The sequence below is a fragment of the Nostoc sp. genome (assembly GCF_036919815.1).
Taxonomy (GTDB): Bacteria; Cyanobacteriota; Cyanobacteriia; order Cyanobacteriales; family Nostocaceae; genus Nostoc.
This window is the reverse complement of record NZ_JBALCE010000083.1, coordinates 43,173-57,669: the sequence shown is the minus strand read 5'-3', so window position 1 is coordinate 57,669 and position 14,497 is coordinate 43,173. Positions and strand designations below refer to the sequence as shown.

15 protein-coding genes, 1 tRNA gene and 1 pseudogene are annotated in these 14,497 nt (G+C 42.2%); 10 read left to right on the top strand and 7 right to left on the bottom strand.

The window, feature by feature from the left end; all coding sequences use genetic code 11:
- Window positions 1-62 precede the first annotated feature (62 nt).
- Window positions 63-761 carry an ATP-dependent Zn protease gene (locus tag V7K15_RS19460; RefSeq protein ID WP_334907790.1) on the bottom strand — a complete coding sequence of 233 codons (699 nt, stop codon included), beginning with the start codon at window positions 759-761 and terminating at the stop codon, window positions 63-65.
- Between the two features lie 35 nt (window positions 762-796).
- Window positions 797-1,597: a hypothetical protein gene (locus V7K15_RS19455; RefSeq protein WP_334907788.1), complete on the bottom strand. Its 801-nt coding sequence runs from the start codon at window positions 1,595-1,597 to the stop codon at window positions 797-799.
- Window positions 1,598-1,660: 63 nt separating this feature from the next.
- Between V7K15_RS19455 and V7K15_RS19450 the strand changes: the two genes are divergently transcribed.
- Window positions 1,661-2,065 carry a hypothetical protein gene (locus V7K15_RS19450; protein ID WP_334907786.1) on the top strand — a complete coding sequence of 135 codons (405 nt, stop codon included), beginning with the start codon at window positions 1,661-1,663 and terminating at the stop codon, window positions 2,063-2,065.
- 48 nt (window positions 2,066-2,113) lie between these two features.
- On the top strand, window positions 2,114-2,617 hold the full coding sequence (locus V7K15_RS19445; RefSeq protein ID WP_334907784.1) for a hypothetical protein: 504 nt from the start codon (window positions 2,114-2,116) through the stop codon (window positions 2,615-2,617).
- Here the strand turns inward: V7K15_RS19445 and V7K15_RS19440 are convergent.
- The 4 genes and pseudogenes from V7K15_RS19440 to V7K15_RS19425 all read right to left on the bottom strand — a co-directional run bounded on the left by V7K15_RS19440 (window position 2,572) and on the right by V7K15_RS19425 (window position 5,479).
- A complete protein-coding gene (locus V7K15_RS19440; protein WP_334907782.1) occupies window positions 2,572-3,000 on the bottom strand; it encodes a GNAT family N-acetyltransferase in 429 nt (142 codons plus the stop codon). The genes V7K15_RS19445 and V7K15_RS19440 overlap by 46 nt on opposite strands.
- Before the next feature lie 235 nt (window positions 3,001-3,235).
- A pseudogene (locus V7K15_RS19435) lies at window positions 3,236-3,401 on the bottom strand (formyltransferase family protein); the annotation flags it as partial.
- 31 nt (window positions 3,402-3,432) lie between these two features.
- Window positions 3,433-4,521 carry a HoxN/HupN/NixA family nickel/cobalt transporter gene (locus V7K15_RS19430; protein WP_334907780.1) on the bottom strand — a complete coding sequence of 363 codons (1,089 nt, stop codon included), beginning with the start codon at window positions 4,519-4,521 and terminating at the stop codon, window positions 3,433-3,435.
- 885 nt (window positions 4,522-5,406) lie between these two features.
- Window positions 5,407-5,479: transfer RNA gene (locus tag V7K15_RS19425), tRNA-His, on the bottom strand.
- A gap of 124 nt (window positions 5,480-5,603) precedes the next feature.
- Between V7K15_RS19425 and V7K15_RS19420 the strand changes: the two genes are divergently transcribed.
- The 3 genes from V7K15_RS19420 to cobA (V7K15_RS19410) all read left to right on the top strand — a co-directional run bounded on the left by V7K15_RS19420 (window position 5,604) and on the right by cobA (V7K15_RS19410) (window position 7,834).
- Window positions 5,604-5,987, top strand: a complete 384-nt coding sequence (locus V7K15_RS19420) for a DUF4359 domain-containing protein (protein WP_334907778.1) — start codon at window positions 5,604-5,606, stop codon at window positions 5,985-5,987.
- Window positions 5,988-6,290: 303 nt separating this feature from the next.
- Complete coding sequence (locus tag V7K15_RS19415; protein WP_334907776.1) at window positions 6,291-7,058, top strand: sirohydrochlorin chelatase; 768 nt, start codon at window positions 6,291-6,293, stop codon at window positions 7,056-7,058.
- The gene (gene cobA / locus V7K15_RS19410; RefSeq protein ID WP_334907774.1) at window positions 7,055-7,834 is read left to right on the top strand and encodes a uroporphyrinogen-III C-methyltransferase; all 780 of its coding nucleotides are present in this window, start codon (window positions 7,055-7,057) and stop codon (window positions 7,832-7,834) included. The genes V7K15_RS19415 and cobA (V7K15_RS19410) overlap by 4 nt, the downstream gene beginning before the upstream one ends.
- Before the next feature lie 76 nt (window positions 7,835-7,910).
- Here the strand turns inward: cobA (V7K15_RS19410) and V7K15_RS19405 are convergent, their stop codons facing one another.
- Window positions 7,911-8,528: a hypothetical protein gene (locus V7K15_RS19405; RefSeq protein ID WP_334907772.1), complete on the bottom strand. Its 618-nt coding sequence runs from the start codon at window positions 8,526-8,528 to the stop codon at window positions 7,911-7,913.
- 625 nt (window positions 8,529-9,153) lie between these two features.
- On the opposite strand from V7K15_RS19405, the gene V7K15_RS19400 reads away from it, so the two are divergent.
- The 5 genes from V7K15_RS19400 to V7K15_RS19380 all read left to right on the top strand — a co-directional run bounded on the left by V7K15_RS19400 (window position 9,154) and on the right by V7K15_RS19380 (window position 14,444).
- Complete coding sequence (locus V7K15_RS19400; protein WP_334907770.1) at window positions 9,154-10,170, top strand: homogentisate phytyltransferase; 1,017 nt, start codon at window positions 9,154-9,156, stop codon at window positions 10,168-10,170.
- Window positions 10,171-10,173: 3 nt separating this feature from the next.
- Window positions 10,174-10,647 (top strand): tetratricopeptide repeat protein, encoded by a 474-nt coding sequence (locus V7K15_RS19395; protein WP_334907768.1) that lies wholly within the window; start codon window positions 10,174-10,176, stop codon window positions 10,645-10,647.
- A gap of 420 nt (window positions 10,648-11,067) precedes the next feature.
- On the top strand, window positions 11,068-12,093 hold the full coding sequence (locus V7K15_RS19390; protein ID WP_334907766.1) for a tetratricopeptide repeat protein: 1,026 nt from the start codon (window positions 11,068-11,070) through the stop codon (window positions 12,091-12,093).
- Between the two features lie 47 nt (window positions 12,094-12,140).
- Complete coding sequence (gene cobA, locus V7K15_RS19385) at window positions 12,141-13,769, top strand: uroporphyrinogen-III C-methyltransferase (RefSeq protein WP_334907764.1); 1,629 nt, start codon at window positions 12,141-12,143, stop codon at window positions 13,767-13,769.
- A 72-nt stretch (window positions 13,770-13,841) separates the two neighbouring features.
- Complete coding sequence (locus V7K15_RS19380) at window positions 13,842-14,444, top strand: hypothetical protein (protein ID WP_334907762.1); 603 nt, start codon at window positions 13,842-13,844, stop codon at window positions 14,442-14,444.
- The last annotated feature ends 53 nt before the right edge of the window (window positions 14,445-14,497 follow it).

Below are 14,497 nucleotides of genomic sequence, written 5' to 3'. Positions count from 1 at the left end.
CCCGTGGAAAAGGCGCAAATTAGCCGATAAGCGAGATAATTCTTCACTCCTAACAGACGCGATTAATCGCGTCTCTCCAAACTCCTCATTCCCACTCCCAACTCAGCATGACAATCTTCTACGGAAGTGCGTTGTCGCATGGCATTAACTAAAGCCTCGTAGCTAGACCAATTTTCTTGCAGTAGGGTTTTTGCCTGGAGGGTATGAAACCCCAGTTTCTGCCGATAAAATGGTTCAGAAAAACCCAAAATTGTCAAGACTCCTATCAGTTTATTTTTATCATCACCTCCACCCTCAGCATTATTAAAAACTAGGGTTTCAGCAGCAATACCCGCCATCCAAACAGTGCAGTAGCGGTCTAGCATTTGGGCACTGATTTTACCAACTTCTAGTTGAGATGCTAATTCGCCATCATCAAAGCTAACGCCGCCTTGCCCAGGTTGCCCCTGTTTCCAGGCTTCCCAAGCGCTGAGTGTGTAGCCGGTAACGGGAATACCCAACAGGTAAGCAACCAAGAAATGTCCTGCTTCGTGGTGGACGATGCGATCGCGGTGTTCACTTGAAAAACCAGCAATCCAATCTACAAAGATAGTACCACCCTTGCCTTGCAAGCTAAAACTATCTAACGTAGCTATGCCTAAGATAGTGAAAGTAGCGATCGCTGGTACTGCCGGTGATAAGTGAATAAATGGCCCCAATAGGGTGGACATGGTGATCAGAAAGATAGATATTGCAACTAAATTTAGGCTAGTTTGGCTCATTGAGAGTTTTCTGAGTGCAGCTTAATCTTTCTATATTATGAGGCGAGATTAGCTACAAAAGGAATGTGATTAAACAATGGTGCATTTATTGAGAATGACTTCCAGCCCCTTCTGTACTTGCTCAAGTTCTTGGCGCTTTTGGTAAATCCATATCTTATCTTTTCAGCCTCACGTTGTTCCAGAGTCTCGTTGTGAGCTTTTTCCTGCTGTTCTAGGAGATTTTCGTAAAGTGCGATCGCTTGTGTGATGACTCGACTGGCTGATTCAACTCGGTTTTCAAAGACTGAGCCAACAATTTCATGTAACTTCTCGGATAATTTATCCATTGATTCATAAAATTTTTTAAATCCTAGTTCAAAAACTTTCCCTTTTATTTGGTCTTTTAGTCCATCAAAATCTAGCATTCCTAAACCAAAGTAACCCGCAATTGCAGCAGCTACACTTGCTACAACTACGGCAATAAATCCAAATCCTGTCAATATTAATCCAGCCGCTAAAGCACCACCTATTCCAATACCACCACCAATTCCTCCCATAGCCATAAAGTCATCATTTATATCGCCAATAGAAATTTTAAGCTGCTCACTAAAATTAGTTTGTATGTTATGGTCTAGGCTATTAAACTCGCCTTGAATTGCATCTAGTTCATAAGCAATATTAGTGTCTAAATACTTAATATTCTCTTGTAAAATTACATCTTTAAGTTTTGTATTTTTCCATTCATCTATTTCTTTTGACAAGTCTCTAATAAATTGATTTGTATAACCTCTAATAAGTTTGTCTTGGCTAAAAACCGGATTGTGTTCAGAATTCCAATATTGGCTCTTTTGAGCCATGCGATCGCGCAATCCTTCACGCCATTCATGCCAAGATCCATCAATTTGTTGAAATGCTACCGTATGGCTAGAGATGCAATTACCGGGCAGTTTGTTGGCCATGCAATTGGTGCCACAGTCAATAACAGCCCTTTATCTCCACTGGTAGCTGATTATAATTTGATTCCGAGTGGGGAGCAAATGTATGTAACTCATAAAGGTTTTACGGCTGTATTAAATAGCTTAAAAACTATACAGACTAACTTGGGTGTGCTGCAAGCAACTACAGCCTTAATTGGTGTGGGAACAATAGCTGGTGTAGCGTTGACAGCAGTAAACCTGCATCAGACACTGAAATTAAGAAATGAAGTAGAGCAAATGAGGCTGGAAGTTAAAAACGGCTTTATTGACTTAAAACAAGCCTTAAAAGACCAAGGAGTAGAAATTAGGCAAATAATCGAGCAAGTAGCCCAAGATATCAAATTTTAACAGCATCGCACAGCTTTAGTGAGGGCGTATGGGGTGTTTATCCAGGCGATGAACCGCTTCCGTTCAGCGATGCAAGTGCAAGATTTTAGCCGGAGAAACACTGAAATTGATGGTGTGAGGGGAATGTTATTTGCGGCTTTAGCAGATTATAGCAATCCGCATCTACTGGAAGAAACCTGTGCAGCTGGTCAACTCCGCAGACTCGAATGTGCTTGGGCAATTGAACAGGTGATTGTTGCAACTTATCAAGTGCAGAATGAGGTTTCAGCAGTGAGCGATCGCTTGTCTCATCTCCAAGATAAAATCTGTGAAGATGCTATCACTGTGATTAATCGCTGTGAATCACATGATGAGCTTGATTTTCTCTTTCCCGAAATTATCCGCATTAAAAATCATGATTTAGCAGTATTGAATTCGTGGCAAAATCATGTTGATTGGATGCGTTCGCTTCCTTCATCAGAATTAAAACTTTTAAATAGCGCTGATTTTAATAGTTCAGATCCTCACTACTCCACAATCAATTTAGCAGAACCACCAGAACCCCCTTCATAACGAATATGGTTATAAGCAATTTGGAAACCAGACTTTTTGTAGTTATCTTGTTGAGCTACTACACCATCCAAGCCAATGTTACGGGCAGCACCCAGATAGTCCATTCCAGTCTTCCAAATTTTCATGCCCAACCCCTGCCCACGAAACTGGGGTTTCACAATGTAAAAACCTAGAAAGCCGAAGTCTTGATCGTAAGTAACAGCAGAAATGCACCCCACCGACTCACCATTCAACTCGCCCAAGAAAAAACCGTTCTCGTCAGTTTGATAAAAAGATTGAGCATCATAGCTTCCTGGATTCCAACCTTCGGTTGCTGCCCAAGTAATCGCCAAATCCATTTCCGACCTGTTCATTGGGCGGACGATGAAGTTGTCAGTGGTCATAATATCTCCTTACTGCTAGGCTGTTAACTATTTAACTTCACTTTCGCAAACCCAGTGATAACTCTTAATATTTTTATACTCATCTCTTATAGTAAGTGCTTATAAATATTAAATGTAGTTAAAATTGTGACTTCTTGTAGTATGGGTAAGAGAACAGAAACAGCAATGCACTTGGGCAATTGAACAGGTGATTAATCGCTACGAATTAAATTAGTTCGGAGATAAAATCATTTACTACCAAATCATCAACTTGATCACCGTGACTAACAAAGCACCACATCCTGTTCATTAATTGGGTCTGGATCTAAATCAGCAGTGGCATAATGAGCAGTTACGCCAATAATTTTTATCCCACGTTCAAAAGCTCTGTGATAAACCTTTACTCCGATAAAAGCTATTAGAATGCACAACTTTTATGTCGCGCATATAAGCTCAATGCCTATTCCTCGTGTCTTTAGCAGTTGTAGCACTAGTGACTTCTAAATCATCATACTTATTGACTTTATAGATGATGGTCGAAAGTAACCAACTGAATACAAAAATGGCAATGATTAAGTAACCAATTGTGCCAAAGTTATCACCTAGTTGACTAATTAAATCCCAAAACGGACTTTTCAGTTGTAACTGATCACCAATAATGTTCAGAGCCTCAATTCCGCCAATGACCACAGCAACTAATACAGAAACAAGGGTGATAGTCATGTTGTAGTACAGCTTGCAGATTGGTTTTACGTAAGCCCAGCCATAAGCACCAAGCATTAAAATGCCGTCAGTGGTGTCAATCAGGGACATACTTGCAGTGAACAAAGCTGGAAATAATAGGATCGACCAGATAGGCAGACCTTTAGCTGCTTGATGGGCAGAAATCCCTAGCAGTGCTACCTCTGTCGCCGTGTCGAAGCCTAAACCAAAAAGGAAACCTAAAAGAAACATTTGCCAGCTACTATCTATCAACCGAAACAAAGGACGGAAGATGCGACTGATTATCCCACGTTGGTTCAAAAATTCATCTAAGGATTGCTCGTCGTAGATTCCTCCCCGCTTGACAGTTTGGAAGGTCTTATAAACATCCCACAGCACCACCATATTGATTGCTGCAATTGCTAGTAGGAAAAGTGCAGAAATGATACTGCTAATTAGCCCCCCAACTTTTTCAAAACTGGGAAAGTTGTTATGGATGGTTGTAGTGGTTAAAGCGATCGCAACGGAGGCGGCAATTATAACGGTGGAATGACCTAGAGAGAAGAAGAACCCAACAGCAACAGGTCGTTTGTTCTCCTGCATCAATTTACGGGTAACATTGTCAATCGCGGCGATGTGATCGGCATCTACAGCATGACGTAGACCAAAGCTATAAGCTAATACGGCAGTGCCAAGCAGAAGGGGGTAGCTATGGAATGTAATCAGGACAACTACCCAGACCAAAATATTCACGCTAATCAGGAACGCATAGATGTTGATAACTTTACGTCTAACGTTTCTGGAACTATCGTTGAAAATACGTGAAAATCTAGATAGCATGTATCACTCCTTACAAAGCCATATTTCGACAAGGTGAAGAACGAATGAGACTCTGTATCAGCCGTACCAGCATACAGCCTCTGGAGTTGTCATTCATCATAATTACTTATATTGACATTAATGTAATGTTTAGTAAAACCTATCTAAATGACAGAGGCATTGCAAAGTTATGTCAAAAGTGTGACTAGTCGGTCATACTTCATAACGATGAGCAGCATTAGCAGGCTGAAATCTTTATAAATAGAACTTGTCAGCCCAGTTAGAAAATCAAGGGGTTAATACCCGCGTAGGCAAAGAGAAGACTCTAAGGGAGGCGATTAAACAATGGCGCATTTAGTGAGAATGACTTCTAGCCGATTCTGTACTTGCTCAAGTTCTTGGCGTTTTTGGTAAATCCACATCTTTTTGAGCTTTTTCCTGCTTAGGACTTACGCAAAAAACCTCTCAAACTCTTATTCCTCCGTGTCGCGCCAGTTGCTACAACTCTTGGAACCCCCCTTCGGGTGACGCTCGCGGACTCGCTAACGCTACGCTAACGGCAGTTCCTCATGGGGGAAACCCCCAAGACCGGACTGCCGACGCTCGCGGACTCGCTACCGCTACGCTAACACCGCAACGCACTGGCTTCTCTGCGTCCTCTGTGGTAGCCTGCGGCCGCTCCGCGTCTACGATTTTCCGTTGCTTGTGCGTAAGTCCTGCTGCTGTTCTAGGAGATTTTCCGAAAGTGCGATCGCTTGTGCGATGACTCGACTGGCTGATTTATAGCAACCCTTTCAAGTCCATGAACTCCTAGATGGCAGATCCTTGCTAAAGTAATAGTTATGAATGTTGAGAAACACAACCCATCTTTTATAGGAATATATGGATCACTATGAAATTATATAGGGCGAACGATGGGAATTGAACCCACGAATGGTGGTACCACAAACCACTGCCTTAACCACTTGGCTACGCTCGCCATTCAACAATTTAAATTATAGCAAAAATTTGGCAAGCGATCAAGAGCTTTTATTCAAGGAACGGACTCAGTTGATTTAGAGTCTCTGGAATCTAAGGATTACAACGAATTTTATTTGGCAAACATGAAACCCTTAACCATCATTGCATATACTGGAGCAGCAGCAGGACTCGCCGCCTTGGGTGTGACAATGGCGAAGACCAATCCCAGTCATGTTGAATATGAAGAATATGCAGTGCAACGGCTGACAAAATACTTAAAAACCGATGTATGCAAAAAAAGCACTAATTTCATCGAAAATTTAATCCATTTTAATTGTGATAAGTTGGTTGACTCGGCTAACCCGCAAATCCAAGAAATTATTGCCAGGACTACAGAAAGACAAAATTACATTATTTTTAGCATTTACCGTACAGATTTAAAAATAAATTCTTGGATACCTTCATACAAATTTGAAACAGTGGGAGCCTTGGATCAATTTTATACTTACACTGCCGAAAAACAATAAGGCAAGCAGCAGGGGAAGAATATAAAAGTGATTAAAAATACTTCTATTTAGTGAGTACTTATTCTAATATCTTGCACCAGTCTCAAGAATCGCCTTAAAATTAATTCTGATGCTAATACATTAGGGATGTATTTGATACAACTTTTAAATGCTGTCGTTATTTTCAGTAGCATTTGTTTTTCTCCTCAGTACTTATTAAATACAGGGGTAGACGTAGAATTATATAGGTATTTTTTTCTATTACTACCAGCTTAATATTAAGTAAGATATGAGAATTAGTAACTGAGAGTTCAAGCTTTGCCGATGTCATCTGCCTATCTGCTACTATCTCACGGAAGTCGCGATCGCCGCCCAGAAATTGCTATGCAGCAACTAGCAAAGCTGGTATGTCAGAAATTGCCAAAAAACCACAATTCATCAAATAGCGAACATCTGGTTGGCATAGCGGCTTTGGAAATGAGTCCTCAGCCTTTACACGAGCAGATTCAACAATTTGCCAAGAGGGCTTTTGGCGATGCCTGGGTTGGGCTAGGCCGGAGCGGAGTCTCTCAAAACCAAAATCGCCTCAAAATTGTACCGCTATTTCTGCTGCCGGGAGTGCATGTAATGACAGATATTCCCGCCGAAGTAGCACTAGCACAACAGGCTCTTGGTCAAGATATCATCATTGAGTTGCAACCATATTTAGGCTCTCACCCCAATTTAGAGAAATTGCTGGCAAAGCAAATAGCTGCTATAAAAGCAGAAGCATGGATTCTATTAGCTCATGGTAGCCGTCGCCCAGGTTCTCAAGAAACTGTGTCAGCAATGGCGGCGAGTTTGGGATCTGTGGCTGCTTATTGGGCTGGGCCTCCTAGTTTAGAATCACGGGTGAAAGAGTTGGTAGCTGCTGGTGATCGAGAAATTGCAATTTTGCCATACTTTTTATTCGCTGGTGGAATAACCGATGCGATCGCCGCCTCAATAGAGGAGCTAAAATTACAATTTTCTGCGGTGAATTTCCAATTGGCAGAACCACTGGGAGCAAGTGCAGAATTAGCCGAGCTAATTTGGGATTTAACAGATAGATGAACCGCACAGAAAAACAGGATAACAAGTATTTGGGAAAAGTTTATTTAGTAGGTGCAGGGCCTGGAGATCCAGGACTAATAACTCTGAAGGCAAAAGGTTTATTAGAATGTGCAGATGTAGTTATTTATGATGCCTTGGTGAGTCCGGCAATTCTGGCAATGATTAATCCCCAAGCAGAGCAAATTAATGCTGGTAAGCGTGCGGGGAGACATTCTTTGTTGCAGTTAGAAACAACTCAATTGCTGATTGATAAAGCGCAGGCTCATCCAATTGTGGTGCGACTAAAGGGTGGTGATCCGTTTATTTTTGGCCGTGGTGGCGAAGAGATGGCAGAATTAGTCAAAGCCGGAATATCAACGGAAGTTGTGCCAGGTATCACATCGGGGATTGCCGCCGCAGCCTATGCAGGTATTCCTTTGACTCATCGGCTATATAGTTCTTCAGTAACATTTGTTACTGGACACGAGGCTGCGGGTAAGTATAGACCGCTAGTGAAGTGGAATGCGATCGCCCACGGTTCCGAAACCATTGTAATTTATATGGGAATTCACAATCTACCTTATATTGTGGAACAATTAAGTGCAGCTGGGTTGAATTTAGAAACGCCCATTGCTTTGGTGCGCTGGGGTACGCGGCCAGAACAAGAAGAATTGATTGGTACTTTAGAGACAATTGTAGAGCAGGTAGAGCAAACTGGATTTGGTGCGCCTGCGATCGCAGTCATTGGACAAGTAGTAAATATGCACAGTATTCTAGCTGCTTGTCGTCCAGTTTGATGGTTGCTACAAAAAAATAAAAATTAGAAGTGTAGAGAAAGCAGTTTAGATGGCGGAGTTCTGCTCTCCAGAGTTTTTAAGTTTCTCGAGTCCAAAATGCCAATCCTCCTCCCCGGCCGCGAGCTGCAATGAAATCTTCCGTCACTGAAAAGAAGCCAAAGAAGGGTAGTTTAGCTATGGGCTGGTTGTAGAAATCTTCTGTTTTAACTTTACCAAAACGGATTGGTCTGTTGTAAACAACACCACCAAACAGACTGATAAGTATGTGGTTAAAGTCAAACGCCAATAAATTTTTTTGAGTTGAATATTGCACTGGCCCGGTGAGCTTTAACAAAACTGGGCCAAATTCAACCTGATTAATAATTTCGCCTCTGCCGGAATCCTGTTCCAAGGCATTGAAGGAAACATGGACTGTTATAAATTTGGGTACATAGAAACCCTTGCCTAATACAATTCCCCCGCGCTCTCTGACTTTATTAGTGCCAGTGACAAAGGAAAGTTGCCATTTACCTAAAATAGACTCGAACGGATAAGTTAATCGTTGCTGCTTGGCAGATTTTTCTGCTTGTAGCAACGCATTTACTAATGTTTCAGCACTAGGGCGTGTGCCTCTCTGTTTTCGATAGGCAGCCGCAGCATAGGATAGCACGGTTACAAAGTTAAATGTCGCTCTAGATGTCAAATCAGCTGTCATGAAAGCACTCTGGATTTAACTATTTCTTGGCTTTATTGAAGAGATTGTACCGTTATCGGGAGTCGGGAATAAATATTTTCGTGGTTGGTTGTAGGATTTTATCGGGATTAAAACCCAAAAACTATCAACCTCTAATTCGTGCCCTGCTGCCGAATTGGACTAAGCTGTTCCACATTTAAGTTGCATAATTAGGGCGGACAAGATGCCCACCCCACAAGAGTTCTGTTTATATTCGGTTATGCTAAATTAGATATTTTTCAGCTTATAGGCAGCAGCCCCAAGATGGGCATTCCCATGCTCTACATGGGAAGGAGATAATGTCATGTCACCTTGACAGTGCTAATCCTGCCTTCACTAGGAAAATCCAGTGCGTCTAGAGCTTCGGCTCTTGTTAATGACCAAATTCTGTGACAATGGTTAACAATTAAGACTTACGCAAAACAACATTCATGTAGCCGAAGGCTTCCCGTACCACTTTCCTACGGACGCGCAAGGGAGGTGAAAGCAAGCTACGCGGTAGCGTCTTTGCAGAAGAAGGGTATTGCTCCTACCTAGAAAGCATTCTTTTCAGCTATTGTTTGCGTAAGTACTGACAATAAACCGGAATACGGAATCTAAGCTACTCATGAGCCAGAGTTATCAAAACAGCCCTTTGCCACACCAACCCGTTCAATCATTTTTCGGTTGGTTATACGCTTTCTGGAAATTCTCTCGCCCCCACACGATTATTGGTACAAGTCTGAGTGTTTTAGCTTTATATTTAATTGCCATTGCCATTAGTAATCCTACTCTTTCCCCACTCCTATTCGACTACGCTCACGGCAAGCCTACTCCCGACTCCCATTCGACTACGCTCACGGCAAGCCTACTCCCTCTCTTAGGCGCATGGATTGCTTGTTTGTGTGGGAATGTCTACATTGTGGGGCTGAATCAATTAGAAGATGTTGATATTGACAAGATTAATAAGCCTCATTTACCGTTAGCATCAGGTGAGTTTTCCCGGCAGACGGGGCAATTTATTGTTGCTTTGACTGGGATTTTGGCGCTAGTTGTGGCGTGGCTAACTGGGCCATTCTTATTGGGCATGGTGGCAATTAGCTTGGCCATTGGTACTGCTTATTCTTTACCGCCTATTCGTTTGAAACAGTTTCCATTTTGGGCAGCGCTATGTATTTTTTCGGTGCGCGGTACGATTGTTAATTTAGGATTGTATTTACACTATAGTTGGGCGCTGAAACAAAGCCAAGTAATTCCGCCCGTGGTGTGGGTATTGACATTATTTATCTTGGTGTTTACCTTTGCGATCGCCATCTTTAAAGATATACCAGATATCGAAGGCGATCGCCTCTATAATATCGCTACTTTCACTATCAAACTCGGTTCCCAAGCTGTATTTAATCTGGCTCTTTGGGTGATAACTGTCTGCTATCTGGGAATAATTCTAGTTGGTGTGCTACATCTTGCCTCGGTTAACTCCATATTTCTGGTAATTGCTCATTTAGCACTGCTAGTTTGGATGTGGTTGCGGAGTTTAGCAGTAGACTTACAAGATAAAAGTGCGATCGCTCAATTTTACCAATTTATCTGGAAACTATTTTTTATGGAATATCTGATTTTTCCTATCGCCTGCTTTTTGGCTTAAACAATGCTAGAAACCTTTCCTACCAGTTCTCTTATCCCTGCTCTTGTAGTGCTTCTCAGTCTGTCAATTCTTGGCTATTTCGCTTGGAAAACTTTGATTACTTCAGACTTGTTTCAAAAAGGAATCAATCTGGCTGAAGTAAAAGATTACCAAGGCGCAGAAGCAGCATTTCGCAAAGTGATTTCCCTCAACTCTACTAATGATGTAGTGCGCTTGTTTTTAGGAGATGTTTTAAATCACCAAGGGCAAGTAGAAGAAGCAACAGAATTATTCCGGGAAGTGATTCGCCGCAGTCCGAAAAATCCTGATGCTTACTTGCGTCTAGCGAATATTCTCATGCAGCAAGAGCGAGAAGAGGAAGCCAAAACTAACCTGCTACAAGCTAAAGATTTATTGCAAAAACAACGCCAACCTGAAAAAGCTCAAAAAATCACTCAACTGTTAGATAAAATGAGTGCTAAGTTAAGTGAATCTTAAGTTGAGTGAGAATTGCGGAGATTAAAATCAGAAAGTACTAAAAGCTGGGTTTTAGATGCATTGACACAAGCCTCTTAACCCAGATTAATTAATTGCAGCCATTGCTCAACTGATGGAAACAAAAGTTTAGCAATTACTTAAAAAACGACTTTTTACTTTTAATCAAGCCCTACCTATTATGTACAAATGGACAATTATATTAGAGGATGTTTGAAAAGTCCTATTGTTGGTAGGAAAACGTTTTAGATCCCCCCTTAAAAAGGGGGACTTTAATTCCGGTTCCCCCCTTTCTAAGGGGAGCCAGCGCGGTCTTCTCCCAACGCCAAGGAGCGTCTCCAAGAGTTGGGGGTAGAGTGTTTTTATGATAGTAATTAGCCGAACTCGATATTACACGTAAACCAAGCAGATAAGGTGATAAAAATGCTGAAAAACAAGAATCTACTGGTAGCAGCTATTATCTGCTTGTGTTTGAGCAATGGTAGTACTGCCTTTGGTAGAGATGTTGGCGTTGTTTTGTCAAAAATTGATGACTCTGCACAGGCCGCAGTGACTCAAAACAAAAACGCAGTTACTAACTTCGAGCAAGGAACCAATCTCTACAAACAAGGAGATTTAAAAGGAGCAGAGGCGGCTTTTCTCAAAGCAATTGAACTAGAACCCAACTTTGTACAAGCTTATATTGGTTTGGCAAATACTCTCGACGATCAAGGGAAATCACAAGAAGCGATCGCTATTTACAAAAAAGCCATTAGCCTCGATCCTAAAGACTCTGGAGTATACTTGAATTTGGGTTTGACTTTAGCAAGACTGAATCAGTTAGAAGCGGCGATCGCCCAATATAAGAAAGCCCTCAGCCTTGAACCGAACTATGCAGACGCTCACTATTACTTAGCGAACGCCTTATACGCTCAACAAAAGCCAGCAGAAGCAGTCGCCGAATATACAGCATCCATTCGCCTCAATCCGAAAAATCCAGTAGCTTATAATGCCTTAGGAAATGCTCTGTATGCTCAAGGCAAACTAGAAGAAGCGATCGCAAATTACAAAAAAGCCATTAGCTTTGCTCCCAACTATGCAGACGCTCACTATAATTTAGCAAGCGCGTTTTACGCTCAAGGCAAGCTAACAGAAGCAATCGCCGACTATACCGAAGCGATTCGCCTTGATCCCAAACATGCACAAGCTTACGCAGGTTTGGCAAATGCAATGGACGATCAAGGTAAACCTCAAGAAGCGATCGCACATTACAAAAAAGCGATTAGCCTCGTACCCAACGATGCCTTAACTTACTATAATTTGGGAATCACCTTGGGAAGAGAACAACAGCCAGAAGAAGCGATCGTTAATCTCAAAAAAGCCAGAGAGTTATTCCAAGCTGACGAAAATAAGCAGATGGTTGAGCAAGTTGATCAGCTAATCCAAAAAATTAATCCCCGAAGGAATTGAATAAAAGAGAGTGGGGAAGAAGAACTATTGACAAATGACAAATGGACATGATTCAACAAAGGGGTAAAGTTTACCTCGTAGGTGCTGGTCCTGGAGATGTGGCATACCTGACGGTAAAAGCTTACAATCTCTTAACTATTGCTCAGGTGTTAGTCTACGATGCCCTGGTAGATGCTCAATTATTGCAGTGCGTACCAGATGAATGCTTGAAGTTAGATGTCGGCAAACGCGGTGGTAAACCCAGTACAACTCAAGCTGAGATTAACAAGTTATTAGTAAACTATTGTCTGCAAAGAAAACAAGTTGTACGGCTCAAATCAGGCGATCCGTTGATTTTTGGGCGTTGTACTTCTGAAATTGAAGCGTTGAAAGCATCTGGTTGTGATTTTGAACTAGTACCAGGAATTTCCTCAGCCCTTGCAGCACCTTTGTTTGCAGGAATTCCCCTGACAGATCCGGTTTTAAGTCGCGCTTTTGCAGTGCTTACAGCTCATGAACCAGAGGTTTTAGACTGGGAGGCACTGTCACGGTTAGAGACACTGGTAATTTTGATGGGAGGGCAACATCTACCAGAAATTATAGATCAACTGGTACGACACGGGCGATCGCACTTAACACCCATTGCAATCATCCGTTGGGCAGGAACTCCTGATCAACAAATTTGGACAGCGCAACTGGGCAATATTCTGGAACAAACCAGCGAATTATCCCTTTCTCCAGCAGTAATTGTGATTGGTGAAGTTGTTGGGCTAGGCAAGTACTTACAACCTGAGAATATATATTTAGACGAAATTATCAGATATTCTCAGGGGGAACCTCCGAACGAAAGTAATCCCACACCCCAACCTATGTTAAGTAACTTCCCTCCCTCTTCCTCATCTCCTCTTCCCCTGACTGGCAAAACAATCTTAGTGACGCGTTCAGTGGCACAGTCGAGTCAATTTAGCGATCGCTTGATCGCATCAGGTGCAACAGTTATCGAAATGCCAACCTTAGAAATCGGCCCGCCCTCCAGTTGGGAAGCTTTGGATAATGCGATCGCTGATTTATCTGATTTCGACTGGTTAATTCTCACTTCTACCAATGGCATAGACTACTTTTTTGAAAGGCTAATCGCCCAAGGTAAAGATACCCGTGCCTTAGCAGGTGTCAAAATTGCCGTTGTTGGCGAGAAAACAGCCCATAGTCTCAAACAACACTCTCTCCAACCAGATTTTATTCCCCCCAACTTTGTAGCCGATTCTTTAGTAGAAAATTTTCCAGATCAACTGGATGGTAAAAAGGTTTTATTTCCCAGAGTTGAAAGCGGCGGAAGAGAAGTTTTAGTTAAGGAATTAACTGTTAAGGGAGCAAAGGTGATAGAAGTTGCCGCATATCAATCTTGTTGTCCTAGTGGTATTCCACCTGTGGCAGAGTTAGCTCTCCAAAACCGCAAGGTAGATGTGATTACCTTTGCCAGTTCTAAAACTGTACAATTTTTCTGTGAACTTACTAATCAGATATTTTCCCACAACTCTGATGCTAGCCAACTATTAGAGGGCGTTTGTATTGCCTCTATCGGACCCCAAACCTCTAAAACTTGTCATGCTTTATTCGGACGCGTAGATGTAGAAGCCCAAGAATATACTTTAGATGGTTTAACCCAAGCACTGATAACATGGGCGACAAATTATTAATACAGCTTTGCATAAAATCGGGTATCGTCGGTCTTTACAGCTTCAGCAGAAAATTTTTTAGCTTAAAAACTTATGCCTTATAGTAAATTCACTATCAGTAAAGCTGTAGAGGATTTCCAACTCACAATCGTTGAAGGGGGTCGTTTTCTGCCAGAAATTCCCTCACTCATCCCTACCCCTTTGCTTGTGGATATTCTTAAAGAAACAATTCCCTGGGCGATCGCAGTCAGTAGCGAGAAAGCCCGTTCTGAGGGCATCATTAATCCTGTGTTACTGGAGGTAAAACGCCAACTCAAAGGACAGATTAGCGTTTTCTCTGGTGAGGAATTCAATGTAGAACCGGAGGCTGAACTCACTGGCTATGTTGATTTTCTGATTAGTCGTTCCCCAGAACAGCTATTTATTAAAGCTCCTGCGGTTATTCTAGTGGAAGCAAAGAAGGAAGACCTGAAACCAGCACTAGGTCAATGCCTCGCCGAAATGGTTGCAGCTCAACGCTTTAACCAACAAAAGCAACAGCCGATCTCGACGATTTACGGAACCGTTACTAGTGGCACGGTTTGGCGGTTTCTGAAGTTGGAAGGGCAATGCGCGTCCATTGACCTTACAGATTACCCTCTCCCTCCAGTTGAGCAAATTTTGGGTATTCTCGTTTGGATGGCGCAGAAGGGCTAATGAGAAAGATATGAGAGTAGGAAGACTTAAGTGTCTCCCCTAATCCTCATCTT

What these genes read in the sequence shown, in the direction of transcription:
- V7K15_RS19460 (WP_334907790.1), bottom strand. Translation starts at nt 761, where the DNA reads ATGAGCCAAACTAGCCTAAATTTAGTTGCAATATCTATCTTTCTGATC.
- V7K15_RS19455 (WP_334907788.1), bottom strand. Translation starts at nt 1,597, where the DNA reads ATGGCTCAAAAGAGCCAATATTGGAATTCTGAACACAATCCGGTTTTT.
- V7K15_RS19450 (WP_334907786.1), top strand. Translation starts at nt 1,661, where the DNA reads ATGGCTAGAGATGCAATTACCGGGCAGTTTGTTGGCCATGCAATTGGT.
- V7K15_RS19445 (WP_334907784.1), top strand. Translation starts at nt 2,114, where the DNA reads ATGAACCGCTTCCGTTCAGCGATGCAAGTGCAAGATTTTAGCCGGAGA.
- V7K15_RS19440 (WP_334907782.1), bottom strand. Translation starts at nt 3,000, where the DNA reads ATGACCACTGACAACTTCATCGTCCGCCCAATGAACAGGTCGGAAATG.
- V7K15_RS19430 (WP_334907780.1), bottom strand. Translation starts at nt 4,521, where the DNA reads ATGCTATCTAGATTTTCACGTATTTTCAACGATAGTTCCAGAAACGTT.
- V7K15_RS19420 (WP_334907778.1), top strand. Translation starts at nt 5,604, where the DNA reads ATGAAACCCTTAACCATCATTGCATATACTGGAGCAGCAGCAGGACTC.
- V7K15_RS19415 (WP_334907776.1), top strand. Translation starts at nt 6,291, where the DNA reads ATGTCATCTGCCTATCTGCTACTATCTCACGGAAGTCGCGATCGCCGC.
- cobA (WP_334907774.1), top strand. Translation starts at nt 7,055, where the DNA reads ATGAACCGCACAGAAAAACAGGATAACAAGTATTTGGGAAAAGTTTAT.
- V7K15_RS19405 (WP_334907772.1), bottom strand. Translation starts at nt 8,528, where the DNA reads ATGACAGCTGATTTGACATCTAGAGCGACATTTAACTTTGTAACCGTG.
- V7K15_RS19400 (WP_334907770.1), top strand. Translation starts at nt 9,154, where the DNA reads ATGAGCCAGAGTTATCAAAACAGCCCTTTGCCACACCAACCCGTTCAA.
- V7K15_RS19395 (WP_334907768.1), top strand. Translation starts at nt 10,174, where the DNA reads ATGCTAGAAACCTTTCCTACCAGTTCTCTTATCCCTGCTCTTGTAGTG.
- V7K15_RS19390 (WP_334907766.1), top strand. Translation starts at nt 11,068, where the DNA reads ATGCTGAAAAACAAGAATCTACTGGTAGCAGCTATTATCTGCTTGTGT.
- cobA (WP_334907764.1), top strand. Translation starts at nt 12,141, where the DNA reads ATGATTCAACAAAGGGGTAAAGTTTACCTCGTAGGTGCTGGTCCTGGA.
- V7K15_RS19380 (WP_334907762.1), top strand. Translation starts at nt 13,842, where the DNA reads ATGCCTTATAGTAAATTCACTATCAGTAAAGCTGTAGAGGATTTCCAA.